Raw genomic sequence first — 21,504 nt, 5'->3', positions numbered from 1 at the left:
CCGCGCCCGGGGCGCCGCCGCCGACGCCGAGAACCAGGCCGCGGCCGCCGGCAGCGCCGCGAGTCTGGCCGAGCAGGAGGCGAGCGTCGCCCAGGGCGCCGCGGCCCAGGCGGAGCAGGACGCCGCCGACGCGAAGGCGTTCGCCGAGTCCGCCGAGAAGCATGCCGCCTCCGCCGAGACGGCCGCCAAGAACGCCGGCACCTATGCCAAGGAAGCCGACGAGGCCGCCAAGCGGGCCGAAGCGTACCGGCGCGAACTGGAACGCAAGGAGCGCGAGGAGGCCGCCAGGGGCGGGGGCAACGCGTCCGGCGGCGACCTCTCGGAGGCACAGCGCAAGGCACTGGAAGCCGCCGGTATCAGTGTCGCGGAGTTCGAGGCGGCCAAGGCGCTCAAAGAGAAGAACCTGCTCGACTACCTGACGGAGAACGGTGGCGAGCTCCTGGTGGAACTCTTCGCCGAGGACATCAAGGAGTGCTTGGACGACCCGGACATCGGTATCTGCCTCTGGGCCATAGTCCAAAACCTCGGCCCGGTCAAGTTCGTCAAGATCGGCAGCAAGCTGCCGAAGATCATGAAGGCCATCCAGGGCATCGACGACTTCCTGGAGAGGACGGACAAGGCGAGGAAGCTCGTCGAAAAGGCCGAGAAGATCGTCGAGCGGGCCCAGGCCGTGCTCTGCCCGACCAAGTCCAAGTCCAAGTCCGCGCAGAGGGTGGCCTTCATGGCCGCACCCGCCTCCGGCGGGGACGGGTTCGACGGGTGGAACGGGTTCGAGGGCTGGGCCGACTGTGAGTACATTCCCCCCGGCCAGAGCCTCCCCAAGGGAGGCATCGAGGTCGCCCTCGACACCCTCGCGCTCAGGAACCTCCGGAACTACCACTTCGCGGGCGGGTCGATGGTCACCGACAAGAAGGGTCTGTTCAACTCCGGTCTCACTCTCGGGGACCTGAGGGACGTCTTCTATGGAGCGATCAGCGACCAGGGGGAGTGGAAGCAGGCGAGCGGCGGTACCGCCTACCGTGAGAAGAGCGTCTGCCTCGACCCCAAGAAGAAGTTCGGGAAGTCCTCCAGGGAGACGGGAGAGCAGGACACCCACTGCCTCACCATCGTGGTGAGCGTCCACGGCGACCTGGTCACGATGTACCCCATCGTTCCGACGAGCTGAAGAAGGAGAGGAGAACCGGCATGGGACTGGGAATGCGGCGGCTGAACCGTGCGCAGGACACCGTGGAGGAGTTCGGGGACGACCCGGAGGACACCTTCCTCGCGCTGTGCGTGCGAGCGCCGGTCACCAGCCTGCGATGCGGCATTTCGCCGTACGGCCTGACCATGTTCAACACCCGGCAGTCGGAGCGCCTCGCCATCGAGCTCGCAGGGCTTCCGGACGAGGAGAGGACCCCCGTGGTGGGACGCGTCATCGAGGAGGCCCACCAGGCGATCCGCGAGTCCGGCTACCTGTTGTTCATCGGGGACTGAGGCGCCAACGGCGAGGAGGGTCCGGCAGCTCCTGCCGCCGGCCCCTCCTCGTCTTCTCGTCAGCCGTCGGTGGCCGTCTTCTCGTGGACGTACTCCACGAGGCGGGTCAGGGCGTCCGGGTCGGTGGTGGGGAGCACCCCGTGGCCCAGGTTGAACACATGGCCCTCCAGTCCGGACGCGGCGGCCAGCACCTCGTCGGCCTTGGCCTCGACCGCCTCCCGGGTGGAGAACAGCACCGCCGGGTCCAGGTTGCCCTGGAGCGCCTTGCCGGGGCCGACCCGGCGGGCCGCCTCGTCCATCGGCACCCGCCAGTCCACGCCGACCACGTCCGCGCCGGCCTCGCCCATCAGCCCCAGCAGTTCGCCGGTGCCCACACCGAAGTGGATGCGCGGCACCCCGTACCCGGCCACCGCCTCGAACACCTTCGCCGAGGCGGGCATCACCGAGCGCCGGTAGTCCGCCGGGGAGAGCGCGCCGACCCAGGAGTCGAAGAGCTGCACGGCCGAGGCGCCCGCCTCGATCTGCACCTTCAGGAAGGCGGCGGTGATCCCCGCGAGCCGGTCCAGCAGATCCGCCCAGAGCTGCGGGTCCCCGGACATCAGGGCCTTGGTGTGCTCGTGGTTCCGCGACGGCCCGCCCTCCACCAGATAGCTGGCCAGGGTGAACGGGGCACCGGCGAAGCCGATCAGCGGGGTGGCGCCCAGCTCGCCGGTGAGCATCCCGATCGCCTCGGTGACGTAGTGCACGTCCTCCGGCGTCAGCTCCCGCAGCCGCTCCAGGTCGGCCCGGCTGCGGATGGGCTCCGCCACCACCGGCCCGACCCCCGGCTTGATATCCAGGTCCACGCCGATGGCCTTGAGCGGCACCACGATGTCGCTGAAGTAGATCGCCGCGTCCACCTTGTGCCGGCGCACCGGCTGCAGGGTGATCTCGGTGACCAGCTCGGGCCGCATGCAGGACTCCAGCATGGGGATGCCCTCGCGCACCTTCAGGTACTCCGGCAGCGAACGCCCCGCCTGGCGCATGAACCACACCGGCGTGTGCGGCACGGCCTCCCGTCGGCACGCCCGAAGAAACGCGGAGTCACGCGTCTGCGGGTCCTGCGGGTTCTGCGGATTTTGCTGGGGCGGGGTCTGCTGGCCCGAGGGGCGTCCGTTGGCACTCACGCACCGAATCTTCGCATGCGTGGGCAACCGGCTCGCGGGGCCCGGGGTGTCCCTCCCGCGTGCGGGGCTCCTTCCGCCTAACCTTCCCCGCATGGCTGCGGCGCATGGACAGTTCTCCGAACACTCCGCTCACCCCGAGGGGGGCGGCGAAGCCGCCGATTCCGGGCGGCAGGAGGCACCGTCCGTGCCGCCGGCCTTCCGGCGCGCGGTGGACGGTCTGACGTCGGCGCGGATGCGGCCAGAGATCGAGCTCGACACCGCCCGCGCGCCGCAGCGGCTCGCGCCCTACGCATACGCCCTGGAGGCGGCCGTGGTCGCCGACGACGAGGACCTGGCCGACGGCCGGCTCGTCCTGCTCCACGACCCGGACGGGCACGAGGCCTGGCAGGGCACCTTCCGCCTGGTGACCCTGGTCCGGGCCGAGCTGGAACCGGAGATGGCGGCGGACCCGCTGCTGCCGGAGGTCTGCTGGACCTGGCTGACCGGCGCGCTGGAGGCCCGCGGCCTCCCCTACGACGAGGCGTCCGGGACGGTGACCCGGGCGGGCTCGTACTACTTCGGCGGCCTCGCGGACCGGCGCCCGGCCACCCAGATCGAGATCCGCGCCTCCTGGACCCCGCGCGAGGGCTCCGGCGGAGTGCCGGACACCTCGGCGCACCTGGCGGCCTGGTGCGACCTACTCTGCCAGGTCGCGGGGCTCCCCCCATCCGTCCCCTCCACCCCGGACGCCCCCTCCGCCGGCGTCGTCTCCCTCCCCCAACGCCGAGGCCCCCGCCGCGCCTAGGCAGTGTTTTAGAACGCGCTGACCTGGCTTTTTGGGCGTCCGGGGAAGTCTCGGGCGGCCATCCAGATGGTGAGGTCACGGGCGATGTCGTTGATGCCGATCGCCGTGGTGACCTCGTGCTCGTTGCGGGTGGTGTCACGGCGGACGATCTCGTAGCCGCCCTCGTCCAGGACGGCCACGGAGGCGAACCAGACGGGGTCGTCCTCATCAGGCTGGACGACGACGAAGGTGTTATCGGAGTCGTTGAGGTCGCTGATCAGCATGAACAGCGCATCCTCGGAGGGGTCGTCGATGCGGTCGCCGTTCTCGCTGTCGGCGCCGTAGTACTGAGCCCCCATCGTTGCCTTCCCCTCGCCGTCGACCCGGGTCGCGGTCAGCATGGCATGAGGAACCGACAACTCAGGCCGGTCACAGCCATTCGCCGATCGCGGCGATCAAGACGGTGGCTTCGAAGCGGACGGCAAGCTTGTCGAACCGGGTGGCGACCGCGCGGTTGCGCTTGAGCCGGTTGATCCCGCACTCGACCGCGTGCCTGGCCTTGTAGTCCTCGCGGTCGAAGACCGGAGGCCGCCCGCCGGCCTTCCCGCGCCGCTTGCGATGGGCGGCCTGGTCGGCAGGCTCCGGGATCGTGCAGCGGATGCCGCGCTTTCGCAGGTAGGCCCGATTGACGCGTGAGGAGTACGCTTTGTCGCCCCGCACTCGGATGGGACGGACACGGGGACGACCGGGTCCGGTGCGGGGCACCCGGATGCCTTCCAGAACGGCGACGAACTGCGGGCTGTCACCACGCTGACCCGCGGTGACCAGCAAAGACAGCGGCCGCTGGCCCTGCTCGCAGACCAGATGAATCTTGGTGGTGAAGCCTCCCCGGGACCGGCCCAGTCCATGGTCGTCGGGCTCGATAGAGGTTCCGCCCGGCGGTTCGTTCTGGGCCTGGCCGTCGCGGCGGGCACCCGCGGCGTGCCGATGGGCCCGGCAGATCGTGGAGTCGACGTTGACCTCCCACGTGATCAGCCCTGCCGCATCCGCCCGAGCCTGCAGCCGGGTCAACAATCCGGACCAGGTGTCATCGCGCTGCCAGCGGCGAAAGAGTCCGTAGACCGTCTGCCACGGCCCGTACTCCGACGGCAGATCCCGCCACGGAGCACCAGTCCGCACCCGCCACCGGATCCCGTCGATCAGCTTCCGCCGGCCTAACGACGGCCGCCCCAGCGCCGCGACCGGCAACAGCGGCTCCAGCACAGCCCACTGCCCGTCAGAAAGATCCCCTCGTCCCACACCGAGATCATCGCGATTGCGGGACGAGGCACAGAACCGATTTTCGAAACACGACCTAGTGCTGGCCCGGGTCTTCGGCTGCGGCCCGGTGGTCTCGCTGCCGCGTCTGCGTCTGTTCGCGTCGCGGTCCGGTGGCCGGGGATCCGCCCGGTGGGTGTGCACCCGCCCGGTGGGTGGGGGGCGGGGCACTCCGGGCTCACGTGCTCGCCGCTCGCGCTCACCGTCAGAAGTCAAACGCACCGTTCGACTTACGCTCGTCGGCTGCGCGCGCGACCCTGCATACCCCACCCAACGTCCGGAGGGCGGCTGCACCCCCGGTGGCACGACCCCGGCCCAGGGGCCGGGACACAGCCGGACAGCGGGCAGCGGTACGGGCCCCAGGCCCGAAAGGGCCGTATCCGGCGGTACGGGTCGGGCGGGGGCCGTCCCACCCGCCGGGCGTGACGTCCGACCGGTGCGGGCTCACGGCCCGGGGATCGTCGGCCACTGCGACGGGGTGAGTCGTCCTAAGGGGTCGTCGGGCCGGTCCGTATGAGGCGGCCCGGGTCACCGGCCCGGGAGGGCCCCTACGCCGGACGCAACCCCTGGCGGCGGCGCGGTCCAACGGCCCCGCAGGCCCATACACCGGGACACCGCCCCGGGCGGCCGTACGGGGTCGGGACCCGGCGGGCCGTATCACCCGCCGGGCGGTGGCGTCCGACCGGGGCGAGCCCATGGCCCGGAAGGGGGCTCACGACCGGGCGCGGCCCGGTCGGAGGTGGTCCGGGCCATCGGCCGGGTAGTGCGCAACCACGGCGAGAGGGGTCAGTCGGCCGCCGGTCGGGTGGGGGTACGCAGGGTCGCGCGCGCTGGGGGCACCCCCTGGGCGGAGTCCTTGGGGTAGAAGCAACCAGTCAGCGGGCAGGCCCGGACATCGGCGGCCCGCACGGGGTCCTGGCCGCCGCCCGCTCTAGGGCTCGGGCGAATTGTTACTCACTAGATCGTGATCTTCCCCTAAAGGCGGAGCCACCGGCTGCCGAAGAGTCCTGTGACCCATCCCGCACGGTTCGCCCGGCTTTTCCCCGAGCCGGTGTCCCGCACCTTCCCCCTGGAGGCTTGGTGTCCGTTCTCCTCGAGCAGCCCGCAAGCCTGGTCGCCTACCGGCCCAACAAGCCCACGGCCATGGTCGTCGTGGCCGATCCCCGTGTCCGTTCCACCGTCACCCGCCACCTCTGGGCGCTCGGCGTCCGTGATGTCATCGAGGCGTCGTCGATCGCGGAGGCCCGCCCGCGCATCGGCAACCCGCGTGACATCTGCGTGGCGGACGTCCACCTGCCCGACGGCTCCGGGCTGACCCTGCTGTCCGAGACCCGCGCCGCGGGCTGGCCCAACGGGCTGGCGCTGTCGGCCGCCGACGACATCGGCGCCGTGCGCAACGCCCTGGCGGGTGGCGTCAAGGGCTATGTCGTCACCGGCACCCGTACCAACATCGGGCACCCGACGCGGCACGGCGCCGCGCCGATCGGTGCCGCGGCCGCGCGGCTGCACCGCCGCCCCCCGGGTGCCCCGAGCCACCCGGGCGGCTACCGGGAGCTGTCCGGGCGCGAGGTGGAGGTGCTGCGCCTGGTGGCCGAAGGGCAGTCCAACAAGGCCATCGGAGTGTCGATGGGCCTGTCCGCGCTGACCGTGAAGAGCCACCTGGCGAGAATCGCGCGCAAGCTCGGCACGGGCGACCGGGCCGGGATGGTCGCGGTGGCGCTGCGTACCGGGATCATCCACTGACCGGATCCGGCGCCCTCGGACGCCCGTCGACGGAACGTTCCGTCGACGGGCGTCCGCCGTTCACGGATATTGTTGACAGGTGACGGACGCCCGAGAGACCGCAGCCGAGACCGTACTGCGCACCACCGGGGGCGGCCCTCCGGACGACGCCGCGACCGGCGTCGCGGTCGATGGGGCGCCCATTCCCCTGCTGGAGCCCCGCGAGGGGATCCCGCCGGTGGTGGCCGACGAGCATGCCCTGGCGGAGGTGGTCGCCGCCTTCGCGGCGGGGACGGGACCGGTGGCGGTGGACGCCGAGCGGGCGTCCGGATACCGCTACGGGCAGCGGGCGTATCTGGTGCAGCTGCGGCGCGAGGGCGCCGGAACCGCGTTGATCGACCCCGTCGGCTGCCCGGACCTGTCGGGGCTGGGTGAGGCGCTGGGCGGGGCGGAGTGGATCCTGCACGCGGCCACCCAGGACCTGCCGTGCCTGCGGGACATAGGCATGGTGCCGGACACGCTGTTCGACACCGAGCTGGCCGGGCGGCTGGCCGGTTTCCCGCGGGTCGGGCTGGGCGCGATGGTGGAGACGGTGCTCGGCTACGCGCTGGAGAAGGGGCACTCGGCGGTGGACTGGTCCACCCGCCCGCTGCCCGAGCCGTGGCTGCGGTACGCCGCGCTCGACGTGGAGCTGCTGCGGGATCTGCGCGACTCCCTGGAGGAGGAGCTGCGGGGGCAGGGCAAGCTGGAGTGGGCGCACCAGGAGTTCGCCGCGATCGCCGCCGCGCCGCCCGCGCCGCCGCGCAAGGACCCCTGGCGGCGGACGTCGGGGATGCACAAGGTGCGGCGCCGGCGCCAGATGGCGGTGGTGCGCGAGCTGTGGACGCTGCGGGACAAGATCGCCCAGCGGCGGGACGTGTCGCCGGGCAAGGTGCTGGGGGACGCGGCGATCGTGGAGGCGGCGCTGGCGCTGCCGGCGAACGTGCAGGCGCTGTCGGCGCTGAACGGGTTCGGGCAGCGGCAGGGGCGGCGCCAGCTGGAGCAGTGGCAGGCGGCGGTGGACCGGGCCCGGGCGCTGCCCGAGGACCGGTTGCCGCAGCCGGGGCAGCAGGTGACCGGGCCCCCGCCGCCGCGGGCGTGGGCGGACAAGGACCCGGTGGCCGCGGCCCGGCTGACCGCGGCGCGGGCGGCGGTGACCGCGCTGGCGGAGGCGCTGAACCTGCCGCCCGAGAACCTGATCACCCCGGACACGGTGCGCCGGGTCTGCTGGGAGCCGCCGGCCGAGCCGACCGCGGAGGCGGTCTCGGCGGCGCTGGCCGGGTACGGGGCGCGGCCCTGGCAGGTGGAGCAGGTGACTCCGGTGCTGGTCGGCGCGTTGTCGGCGGTGGAGAAGGGCTGAGAGAGCGGGGATACGAGCAGAGGTCGGACGGTGGCGCCCTCTCCTTCGGGAGGGGGCGCCGGCGTGTGCGGGGGCGGGCTCGGAGCCGTGACGGGGTGTGACGTTCGCCGCTGTCGGCGGGGGGACTGTGCAGTCTGGTTACCCGTAAGTAGCATGGGGGCGAGCGCGCGCTTAGCCGTGTGCGCCGCAGCAGTGCCACCCCGCACCCTGGAGGAGAGCCATCGTGCCTCGTACCGTCAGGGACGTCGTCTTCGTCGACGGCGTCCGCACCCCGTTCGGCAAGGCGGGCCCGAAGGGCGTCTACCACGAGACCCGTGCCGACGACCTCGTCGTGAAGGCGATCCGGGAGCTGCTGCGCCGCAACCCGGACCTGGACCCGGCATTGATCGACGAGGTGGCCATCGCGGCGACCACGCAGATCGGCGACCAGGGCCTGACCATCGGCCGGACCGCGGGCATCCTGGCGGGGCTGCCGCAGTCGGTGCCGGGGTACTCCATCGACCGGATGTGCGCCGGTGCGATGACCGCGGTGACCGCGACGGCCGGCTCCATCGCCTTCGGCGCGTACGACGCGGTGATCGCGGGCGGTGTCGAGCACATGGGGCGCCACCCGATGGGTGAGGGCGTCGACCCCAACCCGCGGTTCGTCAGCGAGAAGCTGGTGGACGAGTCCGCCCTGTTCATGGGCATGACCGCGGAGAACCTGCACGACCGCTACCCGCACATCACCAAGCAGCGGGCCGACGAGTACGCGGTGCGCAGCCAGGAGAAGGCGGCCAAGGCGTACGCCAACGGCAAGATCCAGGCCGACCTGGTGCCGATCTCGGTGCGCCGGACCGCAGCGCCGGACAGCGGCTCCGCCGCGGGCTCGGCGGGTGAGACCGGCTGGGGTCTGGTGACGGCGGACGAGCCGATGCGCCCGGGCACCACGCTGGAGAACCTGGCCGGGCTGAAGACGCCGTTCCGGGTGCACGGCAATGTCACCGCGGGCAACGCGGCCGGTCTGAACGACGGCGCCACCGCCTCGCTGGTGGCCTCCGAGGACTTCGCCCGCGAGCACGGCCTGCCGGTGAAGATGCGGCTGGTCTCCTTCGCGTACGCCGGTGTGGAGCCGGAGGTCATGGGCTACGGCCCGATCCCGGCCACCGAGAAGGCGCTCGCCAAGGCGGGTCTGACCATCGGTGACATCGGGCTCTTCGAGATCAACGAGGCGTTCGCCGTGCAGGTGCTCGCCTTCCTGGACCACTACGGCATCGCCGACGACGACGCCCGGGTCAACCAGTACGGCGGTGCCATCGCCTTCGGCCACCCGCTGGCCTCCTCCGGTGTCCGGCTGATGACCCAGCTGGCCCGCCAGTTCGAGGAGCAGCCGCAGGTCCGCTACGGCATCACCACCATGTGCGTCGGCTTCGGCATGGGCGCGACCGTGATCTGGGAGAACCCGCACTTCGAGGGGGAGAAGGCATGAGCAGCACCGCAGAGCTTCTGAAGGGTGCGGCCGAGCTGTTCCCGGACGAGGTCGTCACCACCGCCCACGTACGCCACTTCGACCTGCCCGCCGGGGCCGGCCGTTTCGCGCTGATCACGCTGGACAACGGGCACGACCACACCAAGCCGACCACCTTCGGCCCCCAGTCGCTGGCGAACCTCAACGCCGCCATCGACGTGGTCGAGAAGGAGGCGGGGGCGGGTGAGATCGTCGGCGTCGGGATCACCGGCAAGCCGTTCATCTTCGCCGTCGGCGCCGACCTCAAGGGCGTGGAGCTGCTGAAGCGCCACGAGGACGCGCTCGCCATCGGCAAGGGCGGCCACGAGGTCTTCAAGCGGCTGGCCGCGCTCGCGGTGCCGACCTTCGCGTACTACAACGGCGCGGCGATGGGCGGCGGTGTCGAGGTCGGTCTGCACTGCACCTACCGCACCGTGTCGAAGTCGGTTCCGGCGTTCTCGCTGCCCGAGGTCTTCCTCGGTCTGGTACCGGGCTGGGGCGGCTGCGCGCTGCTGCCGAACCTGATCGGCGCCGACCGCGCGGTCTCGGTGATCATCGAGAACTCGCTCAACCAGAACAAGCAGCTCAAGGGCGCCCAGGTGCACGAGCTGGGCATCGCCGACGCGATCTTCGAGGGCGCGGACTTCCTGGAGCAGTCGCTGCACTGGACCGCCGCCGTACTCAAGGGCGAGATCGCCGTCGAGCGCGCCGAGATCGACCGCGGTGAGGGCTGGGACCAGGCGGTGGCCCGGGGCCGGTTCATCGCCGACTCCAAGGTGCACGGCGCCGCCCCGGCCGCGTACCGGGCGCTGGAGATCATCGAGGCGGCCAAGGACGGGGACCTCCAGAAGGGCTTCGACGCCGAGGACACCGCGCTGGCGGACCTGATCATGGGCGGCGAGCTGCGCAGCGGCATCTACGCCTTCAACCTGGTCCAGAAGCGCGGCAAGCGCCCGGCCGGTGCCCCGGACAAGTCGCTGGCCCGCCCGGTCACCAAGGTCGGTGTCGTCGGTGCCGGTCTGATGGCCTCCCAGCTTGCGCTGCTCTTCCTGCGCCGCCTGGAGGTGCCGGTCGTGCTGACCGACATCGACCAGGAGCGCGTCGACAAGGGCGTGGGCTATGTCCACGCCGAGATCGAGAAGCTGCTCGGCAAGGGCCGGATCAACCAGGACAAGGCGAACCGGCTCAAGGGCCTGGTCTCCGGTGTACTGGACAAGGCCGAGGGCTTCGCGGACGCGGACTTCATCATCGAGGCCGTGTTCGAGGAGATGAGCGTCAAGCAGAAGGTGTTCGCCGAGGTCGAGGCGGTCGCCCCGGCGCACGCGATCCTCGCCACCAACACCTCCTCGCTCTCGGTGTCGGAGATGGCGGCGAAGCTGCGGAACCCGGAGCGGGTCGTGGGCTTCCACTTCTTCAACCCGGTCGCCATCCTCCCGCTGCTGGAGATCGTCCGCGGCGAGCAGACCGACGACGCGGCGCTGGCCACCGCGTTCGGTGTGGCGAAGAAGCTGAAGAAGACCGCGGTGCTGGTCAAGGACGCCCCGGCGTTCGTGGTCAACCGCATCCTCACCCGCTTCATGGGCGAGATCCAGAACGTGATCGACGAGGGCACCCCGGTCGCCACCGCCGAGAAGGCCGTGGAGCCGCTGGGTCTGCCGATGTCGCCGCTGGTGCTGCTGGAGCTGGTCGGCCCGGCCATCGGTCTGCATGTCTCGGAGACGCTGAACCGGTCCTTCCCGGAGCGCTTCACCGTCTCGCCGAACCTCAAGGCGGTCGTGGAGGCCGGCAAGCGGGGCTTCTACGTCTACGACTCCGGCAAGCCGGAGCTGGACCCGGAGGTCGCCGCGCTGCTCAAGCAGGGCGAGCGCGTCCTGACCGAGGAGCAGGTGCGGGCCCGCGTGCTGGACGCGGTCGCGCAGGAGATCGGCCTGATGCTGGACGAGGGCGTGGTCGCCGAGGCGCAGGACATCGACCTGTGCCTGATCACCGGCGCGGGCTGGCCCTTCCACCTGGGCGGCATCACGCCGTACCTGGACCGTGAGGGCGTCTCCCAGCGGGTGAACGGCAAGCCCTTCCTGGCGGCGGGCGTCGCGAGCGTCCCGGCGTAGCGGCTCCCCCCTGGGGGGGACTGGGAACGGCCGCGGGCCGTACGGGAGAGGTCGGTCTCCTGTACGGCCCGCGGCGTTTGGCCCCGGGGGGCCGGTGCCCCCCGGGGGGGGCACGGCCCGGGGGGCCGGGGTGGCCGGGGGGCTCAGGCTTCGGCGAGGGTGTCCAGGATGGCCTGGCCGTATTTGGCGAGCTTGTTCTCGCCGACTCCGCCGACGCCGCCGAGTTCGGCCAGTGAACCGGGCCGGGTGGTGGCGATCTCCCGGAGCGTGGCGTCGTGGAAGATCACATACGCCGGGACGCCCTGCTCCTTGGCGGTGGCCCCGCGCCAGGCGCGCAGCCGCTCGAAGAGGGGCGCGGCCTCGGGCGGCAGGTCGGCGGCGGGGGCCGACTTGCGGGAACCGCCACCCGACCTCGTGGCCGCCTTCGCCGGGCGCTCCGGCTCGCTGCGCAGCGGCACCTCGCGGCCGCCGCCGAGCACCTCCTTGGAGGCCTCGGTGAGCACCAGGGTGCCGTAGTCGCCCTCCACGGCCAGCAGGCCCTGGGCGAGCAGCTGGCGCACCACCCCGCGCCACTGGGCCTCGCGCAGCTCGGTGCCGATGCCGAAGACGGAGAGCGCGTCGTGGTCGAACTGGATGACCTTGGCGGTCTTCTTGCCCAGCAGGATGTCGACGATCTGACCGGCGCCGAACTTCTGGTTCCGCTCGCGCTTCAGCCGGACGATGGTGGACAGCAGCTTCTGCGCGGCGATGGTGCCGTCCCACGACTTCGCCGGGGTCAGGCAGCTGTCGCAGTTGCCGCAGGGGCCGGAATCCTGGCCGAAGTAGGCCAGCAGCCGCACCCGGCGGCACTCCACGGTCTCGCAGAGCGCCAGCATGGCGTCGAGGTGGGCGGTGAGGCGGCGGCGGTGCTCGGCGTCGCCCTCGCTGCCGTCGATCATCTTCCGCTGCTGGACGACGTCCTGGAGGCCGTACGCCAGCCAGGCGGTGGACGGCAGTCCGTCGCGGCCCGCGCGACCGGTCTCCTGGTAGTAGCCCTCGACGGACTTGGGCAGGTCCAGGTGGGCGACGAAGCGGACGTCCGGCTTGTCGATGCCCATGCCGAAGGCGATGGTGGCGACCACCACCAGGCCGTCCTCGCGCAGGAAGCGGGACTGGTTGGCGGCGCGGACCCGGGCGTCCAGTCCGGCGTGGTACGGGACGGCGTCGATGCCGCTGTCCACCAGGAACTGCGCGGTCTTCTCCACCGAGGCGCGGGACAGGCAGTAGACGATCCCGGCGTCCCCGGCGTGCTCGTTCCGCAGCAGGTCGAGCAGCTGCTTCTTGGGCTCGTTCTTCGGGGCGATGCGGTACTGGATGTTCGGCCGGTCGAAACTGGCCACGAAGTGCCGGGCCTCGTCCAGCTTCAGCCGGGAGGCGATCTCCTGGTGGGTGGCGGGGGTGGCGGTCGCGGTCAGCGCGATCCGGGGCACGTCCGGCCAGCGCTCGTGCAGCTGGGAGAGCTGGAGGTAGTCGGGCCGGAAGTCGTGGCCCCACTGCGCCACGCAGTGCGCCTCGTCGATGGCGAAGAGGGAGATGGTGCCGCGGTTCAGCAGATCGAGCGTCGCCGGTACGCGCAGCCGCTCGGGCGCCAGATAGAGCAGGTCCAGCTCGCCGGAGGCGAACTCGGCCTCCACCAGGCGGCGCTCGTCCAGGTCCTGGGTGGAGTTGAGGAAGTTCGCGCGCACCCCGAGCGCGCGCAGGGCGTCCACCTGGTCCTGCATCAGGGCGATCAGCGGGGAGATGACCACGCCGGTGCCGCGGCGGACCAGGGCGGGGATCTGGTAGCAGAGCGACTTGCCGCCGCCGGTCGGCATCAGGACGAGCGCGTCGCCGCCGGACACCACATGCTCGATGATCTCCTGCTGCTCCCCGCGGAAGGCGTCGTAGCCGAAGACCCGGGCGAGCACGTCCAGCGGCTTCTCCCCGGTGGCGTCCCGGACCCGGCCGGGCTCGTCGCCGCGGTGCGGGTGGTCGCCGGGGTGGTCGCCCGGGTGCTCGTCGAGGGGGCCGTACTCCTCGGGCGGCGGCATGTCGTCGTACGCCGGGTCGTAGGGCGGCTCGTCGTACGCGTCGTAGCTGTCGTCCGGGATGTCGGCCGGGGGGTGGTTGTCGGCCGGTCCGTGGTGCTGGCCCGCTGTGGTCATTGGACGAGTCTACGGACGGACCACCCGTACGGACCAAAACCGGCCACCGGGGAGCTGGCACCCTGGTCCCATGACGGAGGACATGCGGGCGGTACTGATCGTGGACGGGGCGAATGTGGTGGGCTCGGTCCCGGACGGCTGGTGGCGGGACCGGCACGGCGCCGCGGAACGGCTCCGCGACCGGCTGGTCCCCCTCGCCGAGAGCGGTGCGGTGGGGCTGGAGCCGCCCCTGGAGGTGATCCTCGTGGTCGAGGGCCGGGCCCGGGACGTGGCGGGCGTGCCGGGGGTACGGGTGGAGGCGGCGCCGGGGAGCGGGGACGACCTGATCGTGGAGCTGGCGGGGGCCGCGAGGGCCGCCGGGGCGGCTGGGCGTCGGTGTGTGGTGGTGACCGCGGACCGGGAGCTGCGGCGGCGGGTGGAGGCGCATGGGGCGGAGTGTGTGGGGCCGCGGGCTGTGCGGTGACGTTGTGGTGGGGGCGGCTTGCGCCGCGGTGGGCGGCTCGCGCCGCCGGTGTTCGGGCCTGCCCGCTGGCCGGTGGCCTCGCTGACGCGGGTGGGTCTGTGTCGGTTGCGGTGCGGTGGCCGGGGGCACCTCCGGTGGTCGGGTCCGCGGAGGGTGGGTGGGGGCGTGGGCACTCCGGGCTCACGTGCTCGCCGCTCGCGCTTGCCGTTCGACGGTCAAGCGACCGCCACATTACGCTCGGCGGCTGCGCGCGCGACCCTGCGTACCCCCACCCGACCGGCGGCGCACTGACCCCATCGCCGTGGCTGATGCCCCTCCCCCGGGCCGAAGGCCCGGACCACCTCTTGCAGGGCCCCGTCCGGCGGGCCGCAGGCACCCTTCCCGGGCCGAGGGCTCGCATCGGTCGGACGCCAATGCCCGGCAGGTGATACGGCCCTCGGGGCCCGTACGACCGGATACGGCCCTATCGGGCGGGGAGCCCGGCCCGCGGACGGAGACCCGGACGCTCTATGCCGCGGAGTGGTACGCGGTGGTGAGTTTGGCTATCGCGGCGGCGGGGTTGCCGGTGAGGAGGAGGTGGTCGGCCTCGGCGAAGGGGGCGGAGACCTGGGGGGTGAGGTGCTGGCCGATGCGGTGCTGGACGAGTTGGCGGGCCTTGGTGACGATTTCGCGGGCTTCGGGGGATGAGCCCCGGCCTGCTGCCTGGAGGGCTTGGGCGGCCAGGGCGAGGGCTTTGAGGGTGAGTTCGCCGCCGGCGGGGGGCCGGGAGAGGGTGGTCAGGCCCCAGCCGTAGGGATACTGGGGGTCGTAGGTCTTGTCGCCGACGTTGATGGGGAGCTGGGTCTCGGACTTGGGCCAGGTGACGGGGAGTTGGCCGGTGAAGGGGCGCTTGCCGTAGAGGACGTCGGCGACGCCGTCGCCCTCGGTGCCGGGCAGCCAGGAGGCGACCAGCGCGTCGATCGCGGAGAGGCGGTCGCCGATGAGCTGGGGGCGGCCGGAGACGATCAGGACGGCGCACTTCATGGCGGCGCAGACCTTGTCGATGGCGGCCTGGTCGGCGGGCGAGAGGGCGAGGTCGTGGCCGTTGCCCACGTCGCCGATGCCCTCGGCGTAGGGGGTCTCGCCGACGACGACCACGCCGATGTCATGGCCGGTGGTGGGGGCGGTGGCCTCCTTGGAGTAGGTGAGCGTGGCGGCGGGGGCCGCCTTGCGGATGGCCTGGAGGATGGTGGTGCCGGTGGTGGTCTTGCCGGAGGCGCCCTGCCAGCTGATGGTCCAGCCGCCGGCCTGGTTGCCCAGGTCGTCGGCGTTGGAGCCGGCTATGTAGACCTTTTGGGAGGGGTTGAGGGGGAGGAGGGAGTTGGTGTTCTTGAGGAGGACTTGGGATTTGGCGGCGGCTTCACGGGCTACGGCGCGGTGGGCGGGTGAGCCGATCGCGGAGAGGTGGGTGGTGTCGGCGTAGGGCTGTTCGAAGAGGCCGAGCCGGAACTTCTGGGTGAGGATGCGGGAGACGGCGTCGTCGATGCGGGTGAGAGGGATGCGGCCGGCCGTCACTTCGGCGGTGAGGGTGCGGGTGAAGGTCGGGTAGTCGGTGGGGACCATGATCATGTCGAGGCCGGCGTTGATCGAGGTGCGCACGTCGCTCGGGTAGTCGCCGGGGATCTGGTCGATGGCCTGCCAGTCGCTGATGACGAAGCCCTCGAAGCCCATCCGGTCCTTGAGGACGTTGTTGATCATTTCGGCGTTGGCGTGCATCTTGACCGGGCCCTGGTCGTCGCCGAGGACGTCGAGGGAGGAGTAGGACGGCATCACCGTTCCGGTGCCGCGCTTGACGGCCTCGGCGAAGGGGGCGAGGTGGACGGCCTCCAGCTCCTGGCGGGTGACCTTGGTGACGCCCTGGTCGATGGTGTACGAGCCGGTGGTGGAGGAGCCGTACTCGGTGCCGCCGTCGCCGACGAAGTGCTTGGCGCTGGTCAGCACCTTGTCGCGGCGGTCCAGGTCGCGGCCGTCGGGGTGGCCCTGCATGCCGTTGATGACCGTCTCCATGGCGGTGACCAGGGCCGGGTCCTCGCCGAAGGCCTCGTAGGAGCGGCCCCAGCGCTCGTCGCGGGTGACGCAGACGCAGGGCGCGAAGTCCCAGGGGATGCCGGTGGCGCGGACCTCCTTGGCGGTGACCGCGCCGGTGCGCTCGGCGGTCCTGGGGTCGCGGGAGGCGCCGATGCCGATGTTGTGCGGCATGATCGTCGCGCCGACCACGTTGTTGTGGCCGTGCACGGCGTCCACGCCGTAGAGGAGCGGGATCTGGTGGCGGGTGGCCTGGGCGCGGAGTTGGTAGGTGTCGACCATCCTGGCCCAGGCGGCCGGGGTGTTGGGGGTGGGGACCGAGCCGCCGCCGGAGAGCAGGGAGCCGAGGTCGTAGCCGGCGATGTCGCCCTGGGAGCGCAGGGCGTTGCGCTCGGCCTGGGTCATCTGGCCGACCTTCTCGGCGAGGGTGAGGCGGGAGAGCAGGTCGGTGACGCGGGCGCGGGTCGAGAGTCCGGGGTTGAGGTAGGACAGGTCGTGGGCGTTGACCACGACCTGGGGGTTCTCGGTGGGGGGCTTGGCGCCGGTGACGGTGAGGGTGAGCGGGATCGTTTCGGCGGCCTCGGCGGCGCGGTCCTTGGTGGTGGTGACGGTGACGGTGCGGGTGGTGCCGGAGGCGGTGCCGGCGGGGAAGGTGAGGGTGCCGGAGACCGGGCGGTAATCCTTGCCGGGTTCGGCGCTGCCGCTGCCGGTGGTGTAGGCGACGGTCACCGGTTCGGTGGTGGGCGCGGAGCCGGTGGTGGCGACGGAGATGTCGACGGTGGCGGTGCCGCCCTCGTCCACGGGGTGGACGGCCGCGTCGGTGAGGACCTTGGCGGTGAGGGCGGGGTCCGCCTTGCCGTAGAGCTCCAGGCCGTCCATGGCGAAGGAGCCGGGCGCGCCGGGCGGCAGGGTGAGGGCCCAGCCCCACATCTCGTTGAGGCCGAGGATCTGGTCGATGCCGCCGACGGGCTGGTAGTCGGTGCGGTAGACGAAGTCGGCGAACGGGATCTCGACCAGGTGCCAGCCTTCGAAGTCATCGGTGAAGGAGGTGGTCCAGAGCTCGGAGGCGCCGCCGTTGGCTCCGCCGTCCTTGATCTCGAAGTGGACGCGCTTGCCGGAGCCGGGGGGCAGGGGTGCCTTGTTCTGGCCGTACCACCAGAAGCGCAGGCCCTTGGCGGCGGTCCAGTCGTGCGGAGTGCTGTCGACGGCGAACTCATGGCTGAGGCCGCCCCAGCCGCTGATGCCGTAGTCGCCTTCGAGGACCTTGGCGCCTTCGGGGGCGTCGGCGCGTTCGGTGAGCCGTAGCTTGGGGTGGTCGTCGGCGTCGCTGCCCCAGGTGAAGATGCCGTTGGCGGGCGGGTTGGCGAAGGGTACCTCGCCCTCGAAGCGGTCCACCGGGACGGGCGGGGGCTCATCGGCGGGCGCGGCGGCGCTGGGCAGCGCTCCGGTGAGCAGTGAGCCCAGCACGGCGGTGGCGGCGATCAGCGCCATGGTGGCCGTACGGGATCTCTTGCGGGGTCCTGGCATCGAGGGCTCCTGGGGGATGGGCGTACGGGGGCGGACTGCCGCTGGGGCCTGTCCGGCGGGGGTGCGGGGTCAGGGGGCTGAGGCGCGGACGACCAGTTCGGTGGGGAGGATCACCGGGTCGGTGGGCGCGGGGGTGCCGGCGAGGTGCTGGAGCAGCAGCCGGGCGGCCCGCTCCCCCATGGCGCGCATGGGCTGGCGGACCGTGGTGAGGGGCGGTTCGGTGTGCCGGGCGGCGGGGATGTCGTCGAAGCCGATGACGGCGACATCGTCGGGGACGCGGCGGCCGGCGGCGCGGAGGGCGCGGAGGGCACCGATGGCGATCAGGTCGTTGTGGGCGAAGACGGAGTCGAAGGGGCGGCTCTTCGCCAGGGCGTGTGCCGTGGCGGTGCGGCCGGAGTCTTCGGTCAGTTCGCCCTCGGTGATCAGGTCGGTGGGCAGGACGCCGAGGAAGCCGTCGAGGCGTTCGCGGACGCAGCCGAAGGCGGTGGGGCCGGCCAGGATGAGGGGGCGGGTGCGGCCGGCGGCGGCGAGGTGGCGGGCGGCCGAGGCGCCGCCCTCGCGGTTGGTGGTGGCTACGGACGGGAAGTCCGGGTGGTGGCCTCGGTCGTCGATGAGGACCACGGGCAGGCCCCGGCGGTGCAGGGTGGTGATGGTGTCCAGGGTGTTGTCCGGTTCGACCACCAGCAGCCCGTCGAAGGCACGGGCGGAGACCTGGCTGGTGAAGTGGCCGATGGAGGCGGTGCCCCGGTTGCAGGTGTGCAGCAGCAGTCCGTAGCCGGCGGCTTCGACGGTGTCGGCGGCGCCTTGGAGGACCTCGCCCATCCAGGGCCAGGTGAGCGGGGGCGTGAGCATGGCGACGGTGCGACTGCGGCCGCGGGCCAGTCCGACCGCACCGGAGCTGGGGACATAGCCGAGGGAGTCGATCACTGCGCGAACACGGGCGGCGGTGGCGGCGTCCACCTCCGCCTTGGTATTGAGCACCCGGGAGACGGTCGTCTTGCTGACCCCGGCCGCACGTGCGACGTCGGCGATCGTGACACGCATCGGGGCCCTTTCGGGTCGGGGCGCGGGACCGGTACCGGAACCGGTTCCGGGGTGGGTGCGGTGAGTCAATCGGGCGGGGTGGGCGGCGTCAAGACTTCACACCGGATTCGGTGGACGTCCAAGTTCCGGGTGGGTGGGGCGGGTTGTGCGTTCGGGAGATGAATGCGGGAGGGTTGACGGGGCCCGGGAGCGGCAGTTCACGGTGGACGAGAACACCCGTTACCAGACCTTCGCCGGTGGCGGTGCCTCGTTCACCGACACCGCGGCCTGGCTGCTGAAGGGCAGCGGCGCGCTCTCCCAGGCCACCCGTGACGAGACGATGCGCAAGCTGTTCTCGCCGACCGAGGGGATCGGGCTGTCGCTCGTCCGCAACCGGGCGAAGTCGGTGACCAAGTGGTCGCCGGCGGTGGACCAGAACCGCGGTCGTCGGCGAACGGCACCCGGGCGCAGATCTGGTCCTGTACGGGGGCGGCCGATCAGAGGCGGCGGCTGGTCTGAACGGTCCGCGCGTGACGGACGGCGGCCGGTGCCCCTGGGTGGAGGGGCACCGGCCGCCGGATGCGGATGGGTGCTCAGGGGTGACGGTCGGCGGAGAGCGTCTCGCCGCGGCCGAGACGGCTGTGGGAGCGGCCGTAGAGGAAGTAGACGACCACACCGATGGCCATCCACACGGCGAACCGGAACCAGGTCTCGTTGGGCAGGTTGAGCATCAGCCAGAGCGAGGCGGCGACCGAGAGGATGGGGAGGACGGGCACCCAGGGGGTGCGGAAGGCCCGCTGCAGGTCGGGGCGGGTCCGGCGGAGCACGATGACGCCGAGGGCGACCACCACGAAGGCGAAGAGGGTGCCGATGTTCACCAGGGTGGCCAGCTCGTTGATGCTGGTGAAGCCGGCGACGATGGCGATGATCACGCCGAGCAGGATGGTGGGGCGGTACGGGGTCTTGAACTTCGGGTGGGTCTTGGAGAAGAACCGGGGCAGCAGCCCGTCGCGGCTCATCGCGAAGAAGACCCGGGTCTGGCCGAGGAAGAGGATCAGGCAGACCGTGGTGAGGCCGACGGCGGCGCCGAAGCTGATGATGCCCGCGTACACCGGATGGCCGGCGGCCTTGAAGGCGTCGGCGAGCGGGGCGCTGACGGACAGCTCCTTGTAGTTCTGCATACCGGTGACGACCAGGGAGACCGCCACATACAGCACGGTGCAGATGAGCAGCGAGCCGAGGATGCCGCGGGGCATGTCGCGCTGCGGGAGCTTGGTCTCCTCGGCGGCGGTGGCGACGACGTCGAAGCCGATGAAGGCGAAGAAGACCACCGAGGCGGCGGTGAAGATGCCCATGATGCCGAAGTTGGTGGGCTCGTAGCCGAAGATCGTCTGGACCAGCGGGGTGTCCCAGCCGGAGCTGCCGCCTTCCGGGGTCACGGCCTCGGGAATGAACGGCGAGTAGTTGGAGCCGACGATGAAGAACAGCCCGGCGATGATCACGATCATCACGACGGTGACCTTGATCGCCACCACCACGGAGGTGATTCGGGCGGACAGGGTCATCCCGACGACCAGGACACCGGTGATCACCAGGACCAGCAGGAAGGCGAGGAGGTCGAAGGTGCCACCGGCCGCGTCCGGGCCTTGCATCCACGCTGGAAGGTTCCAGCCGATGTTGTCCAGCAGCGAGCGCACATAGCCGGACCAGCCGACGGCCACCACCGCCGTGCCGAGGGCGAACTCCAGGACGAGGTCCCAACCGATGATCCAGGCGGGGAGTTCGCCGATGGAGGCGTAGGAGAAGGTGTACGCCGATCCGGCCACCGGGACGGTGGAGGCGAACTCGGCGTAGCAGAGCGCGGCGAGCGCGCAGACGATGCCGGCCGCGACGAAGGCGAGGGCGGTGGCCGGCCCGGCGTTCTCCTTGGCGACCTTGCCGGTCAGCACGAAGATGCCGGTGCCGATGATCACGCCGACGCCGAAGACCGTGAGGTCCCAGGCGGACAGGGACTTCCGGAGCGCGTGCTCCGGTTCCTCGGTGTCCCGGATGGATTGCTCGATGCTCTTGGTCCGGAAAACTCCGGTGCCTCGTGATTGCTGCCCCGTACTCACCGGCGTACCTCCGTCGCCATCGGCTATTCCGCCCATGATTGGGAGCAGCGCAAGACGGCGCCTCCCCGGCGGGCGGTTCTTCACACGAAAGGACCGATCGAGGTCCCTCACGGTACTCCGGGCGGGTCAACGGGGCGAGGGGGCGTGGGGGCGCGGGGCGCCCGGAGGGGCGGGGGTGGCGCGGGGTGCGGGTGGCGGAGTGCGGATGGCGGGGATACGGATGAGGCGGGGCGCCCGGAGGGGCGGGGAGGCGGGTGGCGCGGAACGCCGAAGGGCGCGGGGCGCCGGAGACTGGGGCAGGGGGCTCGGAGCGCGGGGTGCGGGTGGCGCCGGACGCCAGGTGGCCGGGGTGCGGGTGGTGCGGGAAACGAGACGGGGGGGGGACGGGAAACGGACTGGGGGAAACGGGGCGCGGCCCGGCGCGGAGGGGGAAACGGGAGCGGGGTGCGGGACGTCGGGAGGTGTGGCGTGGCTCGGGGGGCCGGGCCCGGTTGCCCGGTTGCCCGGTATGGGAAACCGGGCGCTGAGCCCGGGAAACGGTGGTGAGGCGCGGGAAACCTTGGCATGGGCTGACCCGGGGTGACGAGTGAGGCGCCGCTCAAGCGGATAGGCAACCTCAGCCAGGGCTGGTCCACCGCCACCGTCGACGTCACCGTCCACCCCGGCGAGGACCTGGACAAGGTCCGCCAGGTG

14 protein-coding genes and 1 pseudogene are annotated in these 21,504 nt (G+C 71.8%); 8 read left to right on the top strand and 7 right to left on the bottom strand.

Annotation, left to right across the window (positions count from 1 at the left end; genetic code table 11):
- Both ABZ945_RS32225 and ABZ945_RS32220 read left to right on the top strand, forming a co-directional pair.
- Positions 1–1,165: pseudogene (locus tag ABZ945_RS32225) on the top strand (hypothetical protein); the annotation flags it as partial.
- A 20-nt stretch (positions 1,166–1,185) separates the two neighbouring features.
- Complete coding sequence (locus ABZ945_RS32220) at positions 1,186–1,476, top strand: hypothetical protein (protein WP_361276898.1); 291 nt, start codon at positions 1,186–1,188, stop codon at positions 1,474–1,476.
- Between the two features lie 59 nt (positions 1,477–1,535).
- Here the strand turns inward: ABZ945_RS32220 and hemE are convergent, their stop codons facing one another.
- Positions 1,536–2,642, bottom strand: coding sequence for a uroporphyrinogen decarboxylase (gene hemE, locus ABZ945_RS32215; protein WP_361276896.1), 1,107 nt, complete (start codon positions 2,640–2,642; stop codon positions 1,536–1,538).
- A 91-nt stretch (positions 2,643–2,733) separates the two neighbouring features.
- On the opposite strand from hemE, the gene ABZ945_RS32210 reads away from it, so the two are divergent.
- Positions 2,734–3,426 carry a DUF3000 domain-containing protein gene (locus ABZ945_RS32210; protein WP_361276894.1) on the top strand — a complete coding sequence of 231 codons (693 nt, stop codon included), beginning with the start codon at positions 2,734–2,736 and terminating at the stop codon, positions 3,424–3,426.
- 8 nt (positions 3,427–3,434) lie between these two features.
- On the opposite strand, the gene ABZ945_RS32205 is transcribed toward ABZ945_RS32210, so the two are convergent.
- Positions 3,435–3,806: a hypothetical protein gene (locus tag ABZ945_RS32205; RefSeq protein ID WP_361276892.1), complete on the bottom strand. Its 372-nt coding sequence runs from the start codon at positions 3,804–3,806 to the stop codon at positions 3,435–3,437.
- A 28-nt stretch (positions 3,807–3,834) separates the two neighbouring features.
- Positions 3,835–4,704: an IS5 family transposase gene (locus ABZ945_RS32200; RefSeq protein WP_361276890.1), complete on the bottom strand. Its 870-nt coding sequence runs from the start codon at positions 4,702–4,704 to the stop codon at positions 3,835–3,837.
- Between the two features lie 1,098 nt (positions 4,705–5,802).
- Between ABZ945_RS32200 and ABZ945_RS32195 the strand changes: the two genes are divergently transcribed.
- The 4 genes from ABZ945_RS32195 (at position 5,803) to ABZ945_RS32180 (ending at position 11,437) form a co-directional block, all read left to right on the top strand.
- Complete coding sequence (locus ABZ945_RS32195; protein ID WP_248636902.1) at positions 5,803–6,465, top strand: response regulator transcription factor; 663 nt, start codon at positions 5,803–5,805, stop codon at positions 6,463–6,465.
- 79 nt (positions 6,466–6,544) lie between these two features.
- Entirely contained in the window at positions 6,545–7,843 is a 1,299-nt protein-coding gene (locus tag ABZ945_RS32190) for a ribonuclease D (protein WP_361276888.1), read from the top strand.
- Between the two features lie 223 nt (positions 7,844–8,066).
- A complete protein-coding gene (locus ABZ945_RS32185) occupies positions 8,067–9,311 on the top strand; it encodes an acetyl-CoA C-acyltransferase (protein ID WP_361276886.1) in 1,245 nt (414 codons plus the stop codon).
- Positions 9,308–11,437 carry a 3-hydroxyacyl-CoA dehydrogenase NAD-binding domain-containing protein gene (locus ABZ945_RS32180; RefSeq protein WP_361276884.1) on the top strand — a complete coding sequence of 710 codons (2,130 nt, stop codon included), beginning with the start codon at positions 9,308–9,310 and terminating at the stop codon, positions 11,435–11,437. The genes ABZ945_RS32185 and ABZ945_RS32180 overlap by 4 nt, the downstream gene beginning before the upstream one ends.
- A 143-nt stretch (positions 11,438–11,580) precedes the next feature.
- Here ABZ945_RS32180 and recQ read toward each other — a convergent pair whose 3' ends face one another.
- Positions 11,581–13,506: a DNA helicase RecQ gene (recQ, locus tag ABZ945_RS32175; protein ID WP_361276900.1), complete on the bottom strand. Its 1,926-nt coding sequence runs from the start codon at positions 13,504–13,506 to the stop codon at positions 11,581–11,583.
- A 184-nt stretch (positions 13,507–13,690) separates the two neighbouring features.
- On the opposite strand from recQ, the gene ABZ945_RS32170 reads away from it, so the two are divergent.
- Entirely contained in the window at positions 13,691–14,083 is a 393-nt protein-coding gene (locus ABZ945_RS32170; protein WP_361276882.1) for an NTP pyrophosphohydrolase, read from the top strand.
- Between the two features lie 507 nt (positions 14,084–14,590).
- On the opposite strand, the gene ABZ945_RS32165 is transcribed toward ABZ945_RS32170, so the two are convergent.
- The 3 genes from ABZ945_RS32165 to ABZ945_RS32155 form a co-directional block, all read right to left on the bottom strand.
- Positions 14,591–17,674, bottom strand: coding sequence for a glycoside hydrolase family 3 N-terminal domain-containing protein (locus ABZ945_RS32165; protein ID WP_361276880.1), 3,084 nt, complete (start codon positions 17,672–17,674; stop codon positions 14,591–14,593).
- Positions 17,675–17,743: 69 nt separating this feature from the next.
- Positions 17,744–18,718 carry a LacI family DNA-binding transcriptional regulator gene (locus ABZ945_RS32160; RefSeq protein WP_361276878.1) on the bottom strand — a complete coding sequence of 325 codons (975 nt, stop codon included), beginning with the start codon at positions 18,716–18,718 and terminating at the stop codon, positions 17,744–17,746.
- Between the two features lie 572 nt (positions 18,719–19,290).
- Positions 19,291–20,811, bottom strand: a complete 1,521-nt coding sequence (locus ABZ945_RS32155; protein WP_361276876.1) for an amino acid permease — start codon at positions 20,809–20,811, stop codon at positions 19,291–19,293.
- Positions 20,812–21,504 lie beyond the last annotated feature (693 nt).

It is taken from the genome of Streptomyces sp. NPDC046887 (assembly GCF_040644755.1).
GTDB lineage: Bacteria > Actinomycetota > Actinomycetes > Streptomycetales > Streptomycetaceae > Streptomyces > Streptomyces lichenis.
The sequence above is the reverse complement of the archived record's forward strand: the minus strand, read 5'-3'. Positions and strand labels throughout refer to the sequence as shown.